Raw genomic sequence first — 16,559 nt, 5'->3', positions numbered from 1 at the left:
ACCGACCGGGCATCCATTTGTGCTCGTTCACAAATTACCCGCCGGTTCACCTGGCGGGCTCATACCACTGTACCCCGGAATCACACAGCCGAGGTGGTCCGATTTCCGGGATGCGGGACGGGACCCCCGGGGACTTCCGCGTGGCGGGGTCGTACGGGATGGTTGCCGGGCTGGTGGGGTTGGCTATTGTGCGCACCATGGAGACGCCTGAGACCCCCGCCGAGACCCCCGACGCTCCCACCATCGCGGCCCAGGACTGGGCCGCCGCGTCCGCCGATCCGCAGTACCGCGCCGCGGTGGTGGACCTGCTGGGGGCGCTCGCCTACGGGGAGCTGGCCGCATTCGAGCGACTGGCGGAGGACGCGAAGCTCGCGCCGTCCCTGGAGGACAAGGCGGAGCTCGCCGCGATGGCGTCCGCCGAGTTCCACCACTTCGCGCAGCTGCGCGACCGCCTGTCGGCGATCGAGGCGGCCCCGACCCAGGCGATGGAGCCCTTCGCGGCGGCGCTGGACGAGTTCCACCGCCAGACCGCGCCCTCGGACTGGCTGGAGGGCCTGGTCAAGGCCTACGTGGGCGACTCGATCGCCTCCGACTTCTACCGCGAGGTCGCGGCCCGGCTGGACACCGACACCCGTGAGCTCGTCCTCGCCGTGCTCGACGACACCGGCCACGCCTCCTTCGCCGTGGAGAAGGTGCGCTCGGCGATCGAGGCCGACCCCCGGCTCGGCGGCCGGCTCGCGCTGTGGGCGCGGCGGCTGATGGGCGAGGCACTGTCGCAGGCGCAGCGGGTGGTAGCCGACCGGGACGCGCTGTCCACGATGCTGGTGGGCGGGGTCGCGGACGGCTTCGACCTCGCGGAGGTAGGCCGGATGTTCACCCGGATCACCGAGGCCCACACCAAGCGCATGGCCGCCCTGGGCCTGTCCGCCTGATTCGGGCCCCGGCCGACGGCTCGCCTCCGGTGCGAGGTCCTACGCGGGGCGGGGCGCCGGCCTGCGGCGTTCCGCCCGGGGCCGGCGGACCAGCACCGACAGCAGTGCGGCCGCCACGGCCACGGACAGCGTCAGGTTGAGCGCGAAGAGCGCCGAGCCGAGCACCGTACGGGCGATGGAACCGCCGACGAGGGCGGCGACAGGGCCGGTGACCAGCGCGAGCGGCGCCGCGGGGAGGCGGTGCCGGGGGAGCAGCCTGGTCGCGGCACAGGCGACGACGAGCCCGGCGGCGGCGAACGCGATCGTTTCCCACAGCATGCGGCGGCCCCTCCCTGAGGTGACGGTCGCTCCGGGTCCTACCCCGCCGGACGGGAACATGAAACGGCGGGCCACCCCCTCGTGAGGGTGACCCGCCGTCGTCGTGCTCCGTAGCCGGTCCGGCTACAGCTGGGCCCCGAAGCCCACGCGGCGCTGGGCCGGCTCGCCGATCTCCACGTAGGCCAGCCGGTCGGCAGGGACGAGCACGCGCTTGCCCTGCTCGTCGGTGAGGCTGAGCAGCTTGCCGGTGCCCGTCAGGGCCTCGGCGACGGCCTTCTCGACTTCCTCGGCCGTCTGCCCGCTCTCGATGCTGATCTCACGCGGCGCGTGCTGCACGCCGATCTTGACCTCCACGGCTTTCGTCCCTCCGAACGGTCTGCGGTGTGCGCGGTGATTCGCGCCGTACGCAGGACACATTAGCCGCGCCCGCGCCCCGCCGATCGGCCGACGGGCACGCCCTCAGCGAACAGTCAGTGCTCGGTGCCGTGCAGCGGGAAGCCGGCGATGCCGCGCCAGGCCAGTGAGGTCAGCAGTTGCACCGCGGTGTCCCGGGGCATGGAGCTGCCGCTGGAGAGCCAGTAGCGGGCCACCACCTGGGAGACGCCGCCGAGGCCGACGGCCAGCAGCATCGACTGCTCCGTGGCCAGCCCGGTGTCCTCGGCGATCACCTCGCTGATCGCCTCGGCGCACTGCAGCGAGACCTTGTCGACGCGCTCGCGCACCGCCGGCTCGTTGGTCAGGTCCGACTCGAAGACCAGCCGGAAGGCACCGCCCTCGTCCTCCACGTACGCGAAGTAGGCGTCCATGGTCGCGGACACGCGCTGCTTGTTGTCCGTGGTGGAGGCCAGGGCCGTGCGCACCGCGTCCAGCAGGGCCTCGCAGTGCTGGTCCAGCAGGGCCAGGTAGAGGTCCAGCTTGCCGGGGAAGTGCTGGTAGAGCACGGGCTTGCTCACGCCCGCCCGCTCGGCGATGTCGTCCATCGCGGCGGCGTGGTAGCCCTGGGCGACGAACACCTCCTGGGCCGCGCCCAGCAGCTGGTTGCGCCGGGCCCGGCGCGGCAGACGTGTGCCGCGAGGGCGTGCCTCAGTCCGCTCGATGGCTGTCACGCCGCCTCCCAAGTGATGTCGTTCTGCGCTGCGGGTGCCATCGTACTTTTCGGTAGTGGGGCCATGCGCTGTGCGAACGCACATTCTCACCAAGTGGAACTCACCGGTAGTCGTCCTCGTCGAGTTCCACCACCCGCCGCTGCTCCGCCACATCCGCCGGATCGGCGTCGTCGGGCCGTTCGGTGATCGGGACATCGCGGTGCTGCAGCAGCTCGAGGTGCTGCTCGGCGATGTCGTACTCGGGGGCCTCGATGTCGGCCTCGGTGTCCTCCAGGTCGTCGGTGATGTCGGTCAGGTCGGTGATCTCGGTGAGGTCACCGTTGAATGTCTCGATGTCGTCGGACACGGGCACCTCCCTTCCTGTCCGGAATCGGCGGTCCCCGGGCTCGCGGGACCACCCGGCCGCCAGCGCTGTTCTCGCTTCGTCCGTCTGTCTCCCCTTGTTCCCCTCTTGCGAGGGTAGGAGACGTCATCGGCGCCCGCAGAGTGACGGGAGGGGCGAAAAAATCCGGGCGGCGCGTGTGAGGGCGAACACACAAGCGTACGCGTGATCGTCTCGTAACATTGCCCCATGTCCTCGACGGAGTCCCCAGAAGCCGCACTCGCCGCCGTGCCTCTGCCGCCTTCGGGGCCGGGGGCCGGGGACGGCGAGAGCGTGCGCGTGGTGTCCCTGCCCGGCCTGACGCTGACCGTCCGCTCGCGTGCGGACGAGGACGAGGGGCTGGCCCCCGCGCTCTTCGTGCACGGCCTGGGCGGTTCCTCCCTGAACTGGTCCCTGCTGATGGGCGTGCTGTCCGACCGGGTCCGCGGTGAGGCGCTCGACCTGCCCGGATTCGGCTACTCGCCGCCGCCCGACGACGGCAACTACTCGATCGGGGGGCACGCGCGCGCGGTCGTGCGCCTCATGGAGGCCTCCGGGCGCGGTCCGGTGCACCTCTTCGGCAACTCCCTGGGCGGCGCGGTGGCCACCAAGGTGGCCGCGGCCCGGCCCGACCTGGTCCGTACCCTCACCCTGATCTCGCCCGCCCTGCCCGAGGTGCCGCCGCAGCGCAGCGCCTGGCCGACCGGCATCCTCGGGGTGCCGGGGGTGGCCGCGCTCTTCACCCGGGCGACCCGGGGCTGGACGGTGGACCGGCGCACCCGCCAGCTGCTCGCACTCTGCTACGGCGACCCGGGCAAGGTGACCGAGGAGGCCTTCGCCGAGCACGCCGAGGAGTACGAGCGGCGGCTGGCCCTCCCCTACTTCTGGGACGCTCTGACGCGCTCCGCGCGCGGCATCGTCGACGCCTACACGCTGGGCGGGCAGCACAATCTGTGGCGGCAGGCCGAGCGTGTGCTGGCGCCGACGCTGCTGGTGTACGGAGGCCGGGACAGGCTCGTCGCCCCCCGGATGGCGTACCGTGCCGCGCGTACCTTCCGGGACGCGAGGCTGCTGCTGCTCCCCGACAGCGGGCACGTCGCGATGATGGAACACCCGGACGCGGTCTCGCGGGCCTTCCGCGAGCTGCTGGACGCCACGGACACGGACGCGCGGACGGATCACTGACGGCATGGGCAGGCACAGCGCACCGGGCGGCCGCGACGGCCGCCGCGACGACACTTCCGGCGGCATATCCGGCGGCTCGGGCAACGGCCGCCGCAGGCGCGGACCGGCCACCACGGTCCCGCCGCGTCCGGCCGGGCCGGGCACCCCGGCCCCCGGCGGCTGGGACGGCTTCCGGCCCGGTGACACCGCCCGGGACCGCCAGGAGGGCTCCGGGCACGGGCACCCGGAGCACCGCGAGCACTCCGCCTGGGGCCGGACCGGTTCCTGGGTCCCGCCGCGCACCCCGCGGGGCGCGCGGCCCGCGGACCTCGCGGACTCCGCGCTGGCGCCGGAGGACCTGCGGGACTCCGACGCCGCCGACGACCCTGCCGATACCGGCGGCCGGCCGTCCGGGCTGCTGCCGCGCCAGCGCACGGCCCCGCCGCCGCCCGGTCGGCGAATACCCGGCCCGCGGAAGGACTTCGTCGCCGCCTTCGACGCCGCCGCGCCGCCGGACGAGGCCGCCGACGCCGGCGATGCCGAGGACGCCGGCGATGCCGAGGACGCGCCGAAGAAGGGCTCCAAGGCGCGCGCGTTCACCGGAACGGCCGCAGCCGCGGTGGTCACCGTCCTGGCCGTCGTGGTGGCCGGGCAGCTGTACGGAGGCCACGACGGGAAGCGTCAGGCCGCGGCCGGCACCGCCGACGCGTCCCGGGCGGCGGAGGACTCCGCGTCCCGCTCCCAGGACCGGGCGACCCCCTCGACCCCACCCTCGGTGGCCGCCGCGCCGCTCACCTACGACCAGGCGATGGCCCGGCAGTACCCGCTCGACAAGGACCTGCACCTGAGCGGCGCCTTCCAGACCGTCGGCGGCCACCAGAACGCGCCCGGCGGGGGCAAGCGGCTGCGCGTGCGGGTCGACGTCGAGAAGGGCCTGCCGCTGGACGGCCGGCTCTTCGCCGACGCGGTCTTCACGACGCTGAACGACAAGCGGAGTTGGGCGCACGACGGCGCCCGCAGCTTCGAGCGCGTGTCAACCGGGCACGCCGACATCGTCATTACCCTGGCGAGTCCCGGAACCACGGCGAAGGTGTGCGCGGAATCCGGCCTGGACACGACAGTTGACAACGTGTCATGTGACGCGGCGTCCACTCCGCGCACCATGATCAACGCCTTCCGGTGGGCGCAGGGGTCCCCGACGTACGGCCCGGCGAGGATGCACGCCTACCGCCAGATGCTGATCAACCACGAGGTGGGGCACCGGCTCGGCTACAACCACGTGCTGTGCCCGAAGAACGGGGCTCTCGCCCCGGTGATGATGCAGCAGACGAAGTTCCTGACCATCGACGGGCTGACCTGCAAACCGAACGCCTGGCCCTACCCCCGTGGATAGATTTTTGACATCGGGCGATTCATCGTTCAATGTTTTCGGCATGCCGCAGCACCGCCCCGCCACACACGCCGACGCCAGCATCGAGCTGGCGCTCATCGGCGTGGCCGGGCAGAGCGTGGCCGACATCTCGTGTCGCCCTTCCATGGTGCCGGGCGCGTAAACGGGAATCCCCCCTTCACCGCCCCGGAGCCATCCGCCCGTGGGCGCGGTGCTTGACGCACGCTTTTCACCGGTTCCTCCGACGGGACCGTTCGCCGCTGCCTGCGGGTCTCTCTTTGCCCCGCCCTCTTGCCTCGCAGCCGCGAAAGGTCTTTTCGATGTCCAAGTTGTCCGTCACACCCCGCCGCCTCGCCGCGGCCGCCGTCGTCCTGGCGATCACCGGTGGCGCCGCCGCCTGCGGCCCGGAGGAGAACGGGGCCAAGGCGGCCGGCGGCGGCAGCAAGCCCGCCAAGGGCGGCACGCTCTACGTCCTCAACCAGTCGGCCCAGGAGGACTTCGACCCCGCCCGGCTCTACACCTCCGGCGGCGGCAACATACCCGGCCTGGTCTTCCGCACCCTGACCACCCGCAACCGCGAGAGCGGCGCTCCGGGTGCCAAGGTCGTCCCGGACCTGGCCACGGACAACGGCACGCCGAACGCGGACGCCACCGTCTGGACGTACCACCTCAAGGACGGCCTGAAGTACGAGGACGGCTCGCCCATCACCACCGCCGACATCAAGTACGGCATCGAGCGGTCCTTCGCCGCCGAGCTGTCCGGCGGCGCCCCGTACCTGCGGGACTGGCTGATCGGCGGCAAGGACTACCAGGGCCCGTACAAGGACAAGGGCGGCCTGGCCTCCATCGAGACCCCGGACGCGAAGACCATCGTCTTCCACCTGAACAAGCCCGAGGGCGACTTCCCGTTCCTGGCGACCCAGACCTCCTTCGCCCCGGTGCCGCAGGCCAAGGACACCGGCACCAAGTACGAGAACCACCCGTTCTCCTCCGGCCCCTACAAGGTCGTGACGAACCAGAACGACGGGCAGCACCTGGTCCTGGAGCGCAACACCCACTGGGACCCGAAGACCGACGAGGAGCGCAAGGCCTACCCGGACACGATCGACATCCAGTCCGGCCTGGCCGCCGCCGTGATCAACCAGCGGCTGTCCTCCGGCGCCGGCAAGGACGCGGCCGCCGTCACCACCGACACCAACCTCACCGCCGCCGAGCTCGCGAAGATCACCGGTGACAAGGAGCTGGCGAGCCGGGTGGGCACGGGCCACTTCGGCTACACCGACTACATCGCCTTCAACCCGAAGGTGAAGCCCTTCGACAACCCGAAGGTGCGCCAGGCCATCGCCTACGCGACCGACCGCACCACCGTCGTCAACGCCCTGGGCGGCTCCTCCCTCGCCGAGCCCGCGACCACCTTCCTGCCGGCGCAGAAGTCCTTCGGCTACACCCCGTACGACCTGTTCCCCGCGGGGGCGAACGGCAACGCCGCCAAGGCGAAGGAGCTGCTGAAGGAGGCCGGCTACCCCAAGGGCCTGACCGTCACCCTCTCCCACGACTCCAGCACCGGTGACGAGCAGGGCCCCGAGGTCGCCACCGCCCTGCAGGACGCGCTGAAGAAGGCCGGCATCACCGTCGAGCTCGACGGCCTGGAGTCCAGCGCCTACAGCGAGAAGATCCACGGCGTGAAGACCGAGCCGGGCTTCTTCCTCACCGGCTGGGGTGCCGACTGGCCGTCCGGCGGCCCCTTCCTGGCCCCGATCTTCGACGGCCGGCAGATCGTCAAGGACGGCTACAACTTCAACAACGCCCAGCTGGACGACCCGGCCGTGAACAAGGAGATCGACGAGATCAACAAGCTCACCGACCTCCAGGCCGCCGCCACCCGCTGGGGCGCGCTGGACAAGAAGATCGGTGAGCAGGCGCTGACCGTGCCGCTGGTGCACCCCGTCTACAAGCGCCTGTACGGCAAGGACGTCAAGAACGTCGTCATCAGCGACTGGACCGGTGTCCTCGACGTGGCGCAGGTCGCGGTCAAGTGACCACCACCGACGTACTGGTGGCGCCCGGCGCGGCCTCGGACAACTCCGGGGCCGCGCCGGGCGCCCGGCAGGTCTGGCGACGGCTGCGCGCCCAGCGCGCGGCCCTCGCCGGCGTCGCCGTGATCGCCCTGCTGGTCCTGGTGGCCCTCGCGGCCCCGCTGCTCACCGCCCTGGAGGGGCAGGACCCGGACGCCTACCACGCCTCGGCCGTCGACTCCGCCCTCGGCGGGGTCCCGCTCGGCTCCTTCGGCGGCGTGAGCGCCCACCACTGGCTCGGTGTCGAACCCGGGACCGGCCGCGACCTGTTCGCCCGGCTCGTCCACGGCGCCCGGATCTCGCTCGGCATCGGCGTCGGCGCCACCGTGGTGCAGGTGGTCATCGGCGTCGCCGTCGGCCTGGCCGCCGGCCTCGGCAACCGCGTGCTGGACGGCCTGCTCAGCCGGACCACCGACGTGATGCTGGCGCTGCCCACCCTGGTCTTCTCGATCGCGCTGCTGGCGATCGTCCCCGCCGGGTTCCCGCGCCCGGTGCTGCTGATCCTCGTCCTCGGCCTGCTCGGCTGGGGCGGCACCTCCCGCATCGTCCGCGCCCAGACCCTGACCCTGAAGTCCCTGGACTACGTGGCCGCCGCCCGGCTCGGCGGGGCCGGCCGCTGGCGCGTCGCCCGCCGCGAGCTGCTGCCGTCGCTGGCCGCGCCCGTGGTGACGTACACCGCGCTCCTGGTGCCGGGCAACATCGCCTCCGAGGCGGGGCTGTCCTTCCTCGGCATCGGTGTGAAGCCGCCCACGCCCTCCTGGGGGCAGATGCTGTCCTCGGCCACCACCTGGTACCAGGCCGATCCCACGTACGTGCTGCTGCCTGCCGGGCTGATCTTCGTCACCGTGCTGGCGTTCACCGCGCTCGGCGACGGGGTCCGCACCGCCCTCGACCCGCGGGCGGCCAGCCGGATCCGCGTGCTGGCGCGGCGGCGGAAGAAGGCGGGCTCCTGATGGCCATGACCCGGTTCGCGCTGCAGCGGCTGCTCGCGGCGCTGGTGGTCCTCCTCGTCCTGAGCGTCGTGGTCTACGCGCTCTTCTACCTCCTGCCAGGCGACCCGGCGCGGCTGGCCTGCGGGCCCAAGTGCAGCGCCGACCAGGTCGACCAGGTACGCACCCAACTCGGCCTCGACTCCCCGGCCTATGCGCAGTACCTGCACTTCCTGCACGGCCTGGTCGCCGGCACGGACGTCAGCACCGGCGTCGGGACCGAGCACTGCGGCGCCCCGTGCCTCGGCTTCTCCTACCAGAGCGGTGAGCAGGTCACCTCCCTGCTCGCCGAGCGCCTGCCCGCCACCGCCTCGCTCTCCCTGGGCGCGATGGTGCTGTGGCTGGTCATCGGCGTGGGCAGCGGGCTGCTGTCGGCCCTGCGCCACGGCGGGCTCAGCGAGCGGCTGCTGACCACGCTGACCCTGGCCGGCAACGCGGTGCCCGTCTTCATCATCGGCATCCTGCTGATGCTGCTGTTCGTCTCGGTGCTGGGCTGGCTGCCCTTCCCTTCGTACGTCCCGCTCACCGAGGACCCCGAGCAGTGGGCGTGGAACCTGCTGCTGCCCTGGCTCTCCCTGGCCATCCTGGAGAGCGCCAAGTACGCACGGCTGACCCGCAGTTCCATGCTGGAGACGCTCGCAGAGGACCATGTGCGCACGCTGCGCGCCTACGGCGTCCGCGAGCGTTCCGTCATCGGGCGGCACGCGCTGCGCGGCGCCCTGCCGTCGGTCATCGCGCTGTCCGCGCTCGACCTGGGGACGATGTTCGGCGGCGCGGTGCTCACCGAGTCGCTCTTCGGCATCCCGGGGCTCGGCAAGAGCCTGGTGGACTCGGTGAGCACCGAGGACCTGCCGGTGGTGGTCGGCCTCGTGCTGGTCACCGGCTTCTTCGTGGTACTCGCCAACGCCCTCGCGGACGTGCTGTACGCGGTGGCCGACCGACGGGTGGTGCTGGCATGACGTCACCGCTGATCGAGGTCGCGGACCTCACGATCGACTTCCCGACCGGGTCCGGCACGGTCCGCGCCGTGGACGGGCTCTCCTTCACCCTGGAGCCGGGCGGCGCGCTCGGCGTCGTCGGCGAGTCCGGCAGCGGCAAGAGCGCCACCGCCTACGCCCTGCTCGGGCTGCACCGCGGCACCGGCGCGGAGATCGGCGGCTCGGTGCGGGTCGCCGGCGTCGACGTGCAGGCCGCGCAGGAGCGCGAGTTGCGGCGGCTGCGCGGCGGACTGGCCGCGATGGTCTTCCAGGACCCGCTGTCCTCGCTGGACCCCTATTTCGCGGTCGGCGACCAGATCGCCGAGGTCTACCGCGTCCACCACCCCAAGGCCTCGCGCCGCGCCGCCCGGCAGCGGGCCGTCGAGGTGCTGGACCGGGTGGGCATCCCCGACGCGCCGCGCCGCGCGCGCTCACGGCCGCACGAGTTCAGCGGCGGCATGCGGCAGCGTGCGCTCATCGCCATGGCGCTGGCCTGCGAGCCCCGGCTGCTGATCGCCGACGAGCCGACGACCGCCCTCGACGTCACCGTGCAGGCGCAGATCCTCGACCTCCTGCACGAACTGCGCCGCGAGACCGGCATGGGACTGCTGCTGGTCACGCACGACCTCGGGGTGGTGGCGGGCAGCGTCGACCAGGTCCTGGTGATGAAGGACGGCCGCGCCGTGGAGCGCGGCACGGTCGCCGACGTGCTCGGCGCGCCGGAACAGGCCTACACCCGCGACCTGGTGGCGGCGGTGCCGCGGGTGGAGAAGGCCAGGACGCCGTCCGCGCCCGCGGACAGCGGCCAGGTCCTGCTGGAGGCCACCGGCCTGCGCAAGGAGTTCGGCCGGCGCGGCGCCCGGTTCGCGGCCGTCGACGACGTCTCCTTGACGGTGCGCGCCGGCGAGACCCTCGGCGTCGTCGGCGAGTCCGGCAGCGGCAAGACCACCCTCGGGCGGATGCTCGTCGGCCTGCTGGAGCCCACAGCCGGCGGCATCCGGCACGAGGGCGGCAGGACCGGGCTGCAGATGGTCTTCCAGGACCCGGTCTCCTCGCTCAACCCGCGGCGCAGCATCGGCGAGTCCATCGCCGACCCGCTGCGCACGGCCGGGGTCCTCGACGACACGGCCGTGTTGGCTCGGGTGCGGGAACTGCTGGAACGGGTCGGGCTCGACCCGGCCTGGTACCACCGCTACCCGCACGAGTTCAGCGGCGGGCAGCGGCAGCGGGTCGGCATCGCCCGGGCGCTGGCGCCCGGGCCCCGGCTCATCGTCTGCGACGAGCCGGTCTCGGCCCTGGACGTCACCACACAGGCCCAGGTCGTGGCCCTGCTGGGGGAGTTGCAGCGCGAACTCGGTATCGCGCTGGTCTTCATCGCCCACGACCTCGCCGTCGTCCGGCAGGTCAGCGACCGCGTGGCCGTCATGCGCGCGGGCCGCATCGTGGAGCACGGGCCCGCCGACCGGATCTACGACGCCCCCGAACACCCCTACACCCGGGGCCTGCTGGCCGCCGTACCGGTCCTGGACCCCGCCGTCGCGGCGGCGCGTCGCGCGGACCGGGTCCGCCTGGCGTGACCGTCCTGCCCCTGGGGCAGGATGGGCGCGGCCCGCGCGATGTGCGCGGGCCGGGGGCGAGGGGAGCACACAGGTGCGGCGGCGGGCGTTCATGGTGGGGGGCGCGGTCGCGACCGCGGCCGCGCTGGGCGGGGGCGTGGCGGGGGTGGCCTCGGACATCGTGCCCGAGAGCGCCGCGTTCCGGCGGCGGCTGGGCTGGACGGGCCCGGACGGGGTCGTCCCCGACGTGCCGGAGGGGCGGATCACCCGCCGCCGGGTGACCTCGCGGGCCACCCGCTCCCGCCCGGAGCTGGTCACGATCGACCCGCACGGCGTCCCCGCCGAGCAGGCGGACCGGCTGCCGGTGTGCCTGATGCTGCACGGCCGGGGCTCGTCGGCGTACGGCCTCGTGGAGCTGGGGATGGCCCGGTTCCTGACTCAGGCGGTCCGCGACGGCGTCCCGCCGTGCCGCCTGGTCGCCGTCGACGGGGGCGAGGCGTCGTACTGGCAGGCCTCGGGCGGCTCGGACCCCCAGCGCATGCTGCTGCGGGAGCTGCCCGGATGGCTCGGCGGGAGCGCTCCGCGCGCCGTGCTCGGCATATCCATGGGCGGTTTCGGCGCGCTGCGCTACGCCCGCTCCCGTGCCGTCGACGCGGTGGCGCTGCTGAGCCCGGCGCTGTTCCGCACCTGGACCGACGCGCGTGCGGTCGGGGTGTTCCAGGGACAGACGGACTGGACGGCGGACGAACCGCTGCTCCACACCGCGCAGTTGCGGGTGCAGCCCGCCGGCATCGGCCTGTGGTGCGGCCGCGAGGACCCGTTCCACGACGCCGCGCTGGAATTCGCGGACGCCGTGCACCCGGCGGTCGCGGCCTTCGACCACGGCGCGCACGACGAGGGCTACTGGCGCCGGGTCGCGCCCGACGCACTCCGCTTCGTCGGCGAACGCCTACTCGCTAAGAACGCCTGACACTCGCGGAAGTTACGTCTCTTCACCCCTTTCGGTGGCACGGCGGACAACCGTCCGTCATGCCCCCACTTCACCGGCATACGGTCATCGCGCCCGAAAAGAACCGGTGCCGAGAGGGGGCAGACGTGCGTATCGCATTACTCGCGGAGGGTGGTTACCCGTATGCGCGGGGCGAGGGGAGTGCCTGGGTCGACCGGCTCGTGCGCGGGCTCGACGCACACGAGTTCGCGGTGTACTCGCTCGGCCGCAGCGAACGGGCCGACGCCGCCGGGCTGCTGGAGCTGCCGGCGCAGGTGACCGCGGTGCGCACCCTGCCGCTGTGGGGCCCGGTGCCCCGTCCGGCGGCGGCCGGGACGAAGGCGCGCCGGCGCCGCTCCCTGGTGCTGGAGCACTACCGCGACCTGGTCGGGACGCTCGCCGGCGACGTCGGCGCCAACGGCGTGGCGGACCGTTTCGCCTCCGCGCTCTACGGACTGGCCGACCTCGCCCGTGAGGACGGCGGCGTCCCCGCGCTGCTCCGGTCGGAACTCGCCCTGCACGTCCTGGAGGACGCCTGCCGCGCGCCCGGCGCGCGCCCGCTGGTGGCCGACGCGGGCGTGGGCGACCTGATGGCCGTCGCCGACCAGCTGGAGCGCGCGCTGCGCCCGCTGACGGCCCCCTGGTACGACGAGTTCGGCGACGCCCTGGCCACCGCCGACCTCGCCCACGCGGTGACCGGTGGGACCGCGCTGCTGCCCGGCCTCCTGGCCAAACGGTTCTTCGGGACCCCCCTGCTGATCACCGAGTACGGCGTCCGCCTGCGCGAGACGCTGCTCGCCCACCGCGCCGCCGGCCTGCCCGCCCCCGTGCGCGCCCTGCTCGCCGCCTTCCACCGCCGCCTGGCCGGCGAGGCCTACGGCAAGGCCGCCCTCGTCACCCCCGGCAACGCCCACGCCCGCCGCTGGCAGGAGCACTGCGGGGCCGACCGCGAGCGGTTGCGCACCGTCCACCCCGGCTACCAGGGGACCGTGCCCGGGCCCGTGGAGACCGGCGGCTGCGACCCCGCCCTGGTGTGGGTCGGCCGGATCGAGCCCGGCAAGGACCTGATCGCCCTGCTGCACGCCTTCGGCGAGGTCCGCCGGCAGGAACCCGGCGCCCGGCTGCGCATCGTCCAGGGCGGCGCCGCCGACCCCGGCTATCTGCACCACTGCCGCGCGCTGGCCGCCCAGCTCTTCCCCGACGAGGCCGCCGACGCGGTGACGGTCGGCGAGAGCCCGGTGACCTTCGAGGAACTGGGCGCGCCCGGCGCGCCGGGCCTGGCGGAGGCGTACGCGGCGGGCGACGTGGTGGTGCTCTCCAGCATCGTGGAGGGCTTCCCGCTCTCCCTCGTCGAGGCCATGTTCTGCGGCCGGGCCACGGTCTCGACGGACGTCGGCGCCGTCCGCGAGGTCATCGGCGGCACCGGCCTGGTCGTCCCGCCCCGCAACCCGCGCGCGCTCGCCGAGGCGTGCGTCGCCCTGCTGCGCGATCCGGAACGGTGCCGGCGGCTGGGCGCGGCGGCCCGCGAACGGGCCCTGGAACTCTTCACCGTCGAGCAGAACCTCGCCGCCTTCCGGGAGATCTACCTCGACCTCGTCGCCCACGCCCCCGGCCGCAACGGGCCGCTGCGGGACGAGGACGGCGCGCCCGTGCCCTTCGGCCGGCCCGCCGAGGCACACGTCCCCGGCCGCTGGACGGCCGCCCCCACTTGGGCGCGCGCCCGGCGTGAGCCCGCGCTTGCCGGCACCGAGAGGCAGGACCGCGCATGAGCCGCCCGTCGCAGGAGCGGTGGCACGGCGAATCCGCGGCTCTCGCGGCCCCGGTGGCCGGTGAGCCCTGGGGGGACCCGCCGCCCCCCGCCCCCGCCGAGCCGGCCGGCCGCAAGGGCGGCGCCCCGCGCAAGCACGGCCCCGCCGACCCCGTCCGCGAACTGATGCACCGTCACCAGCGCCTGTGCGCCGAGGCGGTGGACCCGCTGGAGATCGTCGCCGGACTGGAGGCGCAGGGCGTCACCGACCGGGTCGCGGGTTCCTTCCGGCACCGTGACGTGTTCAGCCTCGCCGAGGAGCTGTACGCCCGCGTGCCCCGGGCCGGCGTGCCGGAACCGGCTGCCGAGGCGCCCACGCGGCCCCCGGTGCTGCTGACCCTCGCCCCCGGCCTGGTGTGCGCGGCCGCCACCTGGGCGCTGCAGGCCGTGCACTCGCTCGCGGTCGCCGCCGTCGCCGGGCCGCTGCTGCTGGCCGCGCTCTTCGCCGCGCTGCGCACCGGCCCGCTGCGGGCCCCCTACGGCAACGGCGCCGGCGGCACCCTGTGGGCCTGCTGGCTGCTGGGCTTCGCCGCCTTCGCCGAGGGTGTCCGGCAGCCGGCCGCCGGGGCCGTGACCACCGCGCTGGCGCTGTCGCTCGCGCCGGCCGCCTGGTGCGCGCACCGCTTCGCCGTACGCGCCCGCGGCCATCTGCTGCGCAGCCGCAGCCTGGAGGAGTTCGGGGCCGCCGTGCGCCCGCTGCTCCTCGGCACCCTGGCGCTCTACCTGGTCGCGGTCACGGCCCTGCTCTGCGCAGCGCGCGCCGTCGTCGGCGCCGCCTTCACCCCGGCCGCCCTCGTGGGGCCCGCGGCGCTGGCGCTGCTGCTGTTCACCGGCCGCCTGCTGGCGATCCACGGCTACCCCGACGCCGGGGCGGTCGGCACCGGCCTGGCCAGCGCCACCGAGGCGGTCTGCCTGGCCGCGGTCCTGCTCGGCCGGCTGTCGCTCGACCCCGGCTCGGTCGCCGCCGTCGCGTGCGCGGCGGCGGCCCCGGTGCTGGTGGCCTACGCGCTGTCCGCGCTGTCCCGGGCCTCGGCCCACACCTTCGCGGCGGTACCCGCGATGACCCGCCCCGCCCCGCGAGGCACGAAGAAGCAGTCAAGGAGCAACTGACGATGAACCACCGACCCCCGAACCCAGTGCAGGCCCCGCGGAGGCGCGCGCGATGAGAGTCCTCCTGCTCGGGGCCGACGGATTCGTCGGCCGTCATGTGGCGGAACGGCTGCTGGCCGACCCCGCCGTGCAGCTCACCGCGCTGGGCCGCAGCGACGACGCGGACGTCAGGTTCGACCTGTCGTCGGGGAGTCCGGGGGCGCTCGCCCGGTTCATGGACGCGGTGCACCCCGGCGTCGTCGTCAACTGCGCGGGGGCGATCCGGGGCGGCGCGCGCGAACTGACCCGGCACAACACGATCGCGGTGGCGACGGTCTGCGAGGCCATGCGCCGCAGCGCCACCTCGGCGCGGCTGGTGCAGGTCGGGTGCGCGGCGGAGTACGGGCCCTCGCCCGCCGGCAGTTCCACCGCCGAGGACGCGGTGCCGCGGCCGGGCGGCCCGTACGGGGTCAGCAAGCTCGCCGCGTCGGAACTGGTGCTGGGGTCCGGCCTGGACGCGGTGGTGCTGCGGGTGTTCACCCCCGTCGGCCCCGGCACGCCGGCCGCCTCGCCCATCGGCCGCCTCGCGGAGGCACTGCGCCGGGCGATGCAGTCCGGCGACGGCGAGCTCAAGCTCACCGGCCTGGGCGTGCAGCGCGACTTCGTGGACGTCCGCGACGTGGCGCGCGCCGTGCACGCCGCCTCGCTGTCCGCCGCGCAGGGCACGGTGAACATCGGCACCGGCCGGGCGATCGCGCTGCGGGAGGTCGCGGCGGGCCTGGCGGCCGCCGCGGGCTACACCGGGGCGCTGCACGAGGTGGAGGAGCCGCAGATCGCCGGCGGCGGCCCGCCGCACTACCCCGACGGCTGCGGGGCCTGGCAGCAGGCCGACGTCCGCACCGCGCGCGACCGGCTGGGCTGGCGGCCCAGGATCGCGCTGGAGGAGTCACTCGCCGACGTCTGGATGGAGGCGGCATGTCGGGTCTGACCTCGGCCGGAACACGCCGGCCGATCGGTCGCTGCGACGGGCTCGGCTTCGGTGTCCCCGCGTACGCGCACCCGCTGGTCGCCCCCACGGAGTGGGCCGAACTGGCCCGCCCCGAGGCGCCGCTGCACTGGGTGGTCGTCAACGTCTCCCGTGGCCCCGGCGCCCGCGTGGACCCCCTCTACACCGAGGCGGCCGTACGGCTGCGGGACGCGGCCGTGCCGGTCCTCGGCTACCTGGACGCCCGGCACGGGGCGCGCCCGTTCGGGCAGCTCGTCGCCGACGCCCACCGCTTCCTGGACTGGTACCGGGTCGAGGGCTTCTACGTCGACCGGGCCCCGACCACGCCCGCCGAGCTGCAGGACTGCCGGCGGCTGATCACCACGCTGCGCGCCCTGCTCGCGGTCGAGGGCGGCAGCCGCGGTCATGTCGTCCTCGGTCACGGCAGCCACCCCTTCGAGGGCTACGCCGAGATCGCCGACCAATTGGTGACGTTCGCCGGTCCCTGGACGCAGTACCGCTGGTCCGAGGCGCCCGAGTGGACCGCGGCCCATCCGCCCGAGCGCTTCTGCCACCTCGTGCACGGGGTGCCGGCCCCGCACCTGGAGAACGCCATGCGCATCGCCCGCTGGCAGGGCGCCGCCACCGTCTACTTCACCGACCGCACCGACCACGCGGCCTGGGAGGGGCTGCCCGGGTACTGGGCCGAGGCGTCGCGGATGCTGCAGAGCCAGCCGCCGCCCAGCATGTGACCGGTGGGTGTCTCGACCCTCGGGACGGCGGTCTTGGAATGAAGACGGGCGTGGCAGTGTTACGGGTAGA

General features: G+C 74.1%; 17 protein-coding genes. 13 read left to right on the top strand and 4 right to left on the bottom strand.

Features of this window, described 5'->3' with window-relative positions; translation table 11 throughout:
• Positions 1–197: 197 nt before the first annotated feature.
• The gene (locus tag ACIP98_RS25450; protein ID WP_319665121.1) at positions 198–932 is read left to right on the top strand and encodes a ferritin-like fold-containing protein; all 735 of its coding nucleotides are present in this window, start codon (positions 198–200) and stop codon (positions 930–932) included.
• Positions 933–971: 39 nt separating this feature from the next.
• Here the strand turns inward: ACIP98_RS25450 and ACIP98_RS25445 are convergent, their stop codons facing one another.
• The 4 genes from ACIP98_RS25445 to ACIP98_RS25430 form a co-directional block, all read right to left on the bottom strand.
• Positions 972–1,250: a hypothetical protein gene (locus tag ACIP98_RS25445; protein ID WP_319665120.1), complete on the bottom strand. Its 279-nt coding sequence runs from the start codon at positions 1,248–1,250 to the stop codon at positions 972–974.
• Between the two features lie 123 nt (positions 1,251–1,373).
• The gene (locus ACIP98_RS25440) at positions 1,374–1,604 is read right to left on the bottom strand and encodes a DUF3107 domain-containing protein (protein ID WP_319665118.1); all 231 of its coding nucleotides are present in this window, start codon (positions 1,602–1,604) and stop codon (positions 1,374–1,376) included.
• 116 nt (positions 1,605–1,720) lie between these two features.
• Entirely contained in the window at positions 1,721–2,356 is a 636-nt protein-coding gene (locus tag ACIP98_RS25435; RefSeq protein ID WP_319665116.1) for a TetR/AcrR family transcriptional regulator, read from the bottom strand.
• Between the two features lie 100 nt (positions 2,357–2,456).
• Positions 2,457–2,702, bottom strand: coding sequence for a hypothetical protein (locus ACIP98_RS25430; protein WP_401978081.1), 246 nt, complete (start codon positions 2,700–2,702; stop codon positions 2,457–2,459).
• Between the two features lie 225 nt (positions 2,703–2,927).
• On the opposite strand from ACIP98_RS25430, the gene ACIP98_RS25425 reads away from it, so the two are divergent.
• The 12 genes from ACIP98_RS25425 to ACIP98_RS25370 all read left to right on the top strand — a co-directional run bounded on the left by ACIP98_RS25425 (position 2,928) and on the right by ACIP98_RS25370 (position 16,489).
• On the top strand, positions 2,928–3,902 hold the full coding sequence (locus tag ACIP98_RS25425; protein WP_319665114.1) for an alpha/beta hydrolase: 975 nt from the start codon (positions 2,928–2,930) through the stop codon (positions 3,900–3,902).
• A gap of 4 nt (positions 3,903–3,906) precedes the next feature.
• A complete protein-coding gene (locus ACIP98_RS25420) occupies positions 3,907–5,274 on the top strand; it encodes a DUF3152 domain-containing protein (protein WP_401978080.1) in 1,368 nt (455 codons plus the stop codon).
• 40 nt (positions 5,275–5,314) lie between these two features.
• The gene (locus ACIP98_RS25415) at positions 5,315–5,434 is read left to right on the top strand and encodes an Ms4533A family Cys-rich leader peptide (protein ID WP_401978078.1); all 120 of its coding nucleotides are present in this window, start codon (positions 5,315–5,317) and stop codon (positions 5,432–5,434) included.
• A gap of 157 nt (positions 5,435–5,591) precedes the next feature.
• A complete protein-coding gene (locus tag ACIP98_RS25410; RefSeq protein ID WP_319665109.1) occupies positions 5,592–7,310 on the top strand; it encodes an ABC transporter substrate-binding protein in 1,719 nt (572 codons plus the stop codon).
• Positions 7,307–8,299 (top strand): ABC transporter permease, encoded by a 993-nt coding sequence (locus ACIP98_RS25405; RefSeq protein ID WP_401978076.1) that lies wholly within the window; start codon positions 7,307–7,309, stop codon positions 8,297–8,299. Before ACIP98_RS25410 ends, ACIP98_RS25405 begins: the two co-directional genes overlap by 4 nt.
• 5 nt (positions 8,300–8,304) lie before the next feature.
• Positions 8,305–9,294, top strand: a complete 990-nt coding sequence (locus ACIP98_RS25400) for an ABC transporter permease (RefSeq protein ID WP_401978122.1) — start codon at positions 8,305–8,307, stop codon at positions 9,292–9,294.
• Positions 9,291–10,889: a dipeptide ABC transporter ATP-binding protein gene (locus ACIP98_RS25395; protein ID WP_401978075.1), complete on the top strand. Its 1,599-nt coding sequence runs from the start codon at positions 9,291–9,293 to the stop codon at positions 10,887–10,889. Before ACIP98_RS25400 ends, ACIP98_RS25395 begins: the two co-directional genes overlap by 4 nt.
• A gap of 73 nt (positions 10,890–10,962) precedes the next feature.
• Positions 10,963–11,838: an alpha/beta hydrolase gene (locus tag ACIP98_RS25390; protein ID WP_401978073.1), complete on the top strand. Its 876-nt coding sequence runs from the start codon at positions 10,963–10,965 to the stop codon at positions 11,836–11,838.
• A gap of 125 nt (positions 11,839–11,963) precedes the next feature.
• Positions 11,964–13,625, top strand: coding sequence for a GT4 family glycosyltransferase PelF (pelF, locus tag ACIP98_RS25385; protein ID WP_319665106.1), 1,662 nt, complete (start codon positions 11,964–11,966; stop codon positions 13,623–13,625).
• The gene (locus ACIP98_RS25380; protein WP_401978071.1) at positions 13,622–14,773 is read left to right on the top strand and encodes a hypothetical protein; all 1,152 of its coding nucleotides are present in this window, start codon (positions 13,622–13,624) and stop codon (positions 14,771–14,773) included. The genes pelF and ACIP98_RS25380 overlap by 4 nt, the downstream gene beginning before the upstream one ends.
• 52 nt (positions 14,774–14,825) lie before the next feature.
• Positions 14,826–15,740, top strand: a complete 915-nt coding sequence (locus tag ACIP98_RS25375; protein ID WP_319665103.1) for an NAD-dependent epimerase/dehydratase family protein — start codon at positions 14,826–14,828, stop codon at positions 15,738–15,740.
• Entirely contained in the window at positions 15,728–16,489 is a 762-nt protein-coding gene (locus tag ACIP98_RS25370; RefSeq protein WP_319665101.1) for a spherulation-specific family 4 protein, read from the top strand. Before ACIP98_RS25375 ends, ACIP98_RS25370 begins: the two co-directional genes overlap by 13 nt.
• Positions 16,490–16,559 lie beyond the last annotated feature (70 nt).

The sequence above is a fragment of the Streptomyces sp. NPDC088354 genome (genome assembly GCF_044753585.1).
Classification (GTDB): Bacteria; Actinomycetota; Actinomycetes; order Streptomycetales; family Streptomycetaceae; genus Actinacidiphila.
This window is presented reverse-complemented; position numbering and strand designations above follow the sequence as displayed.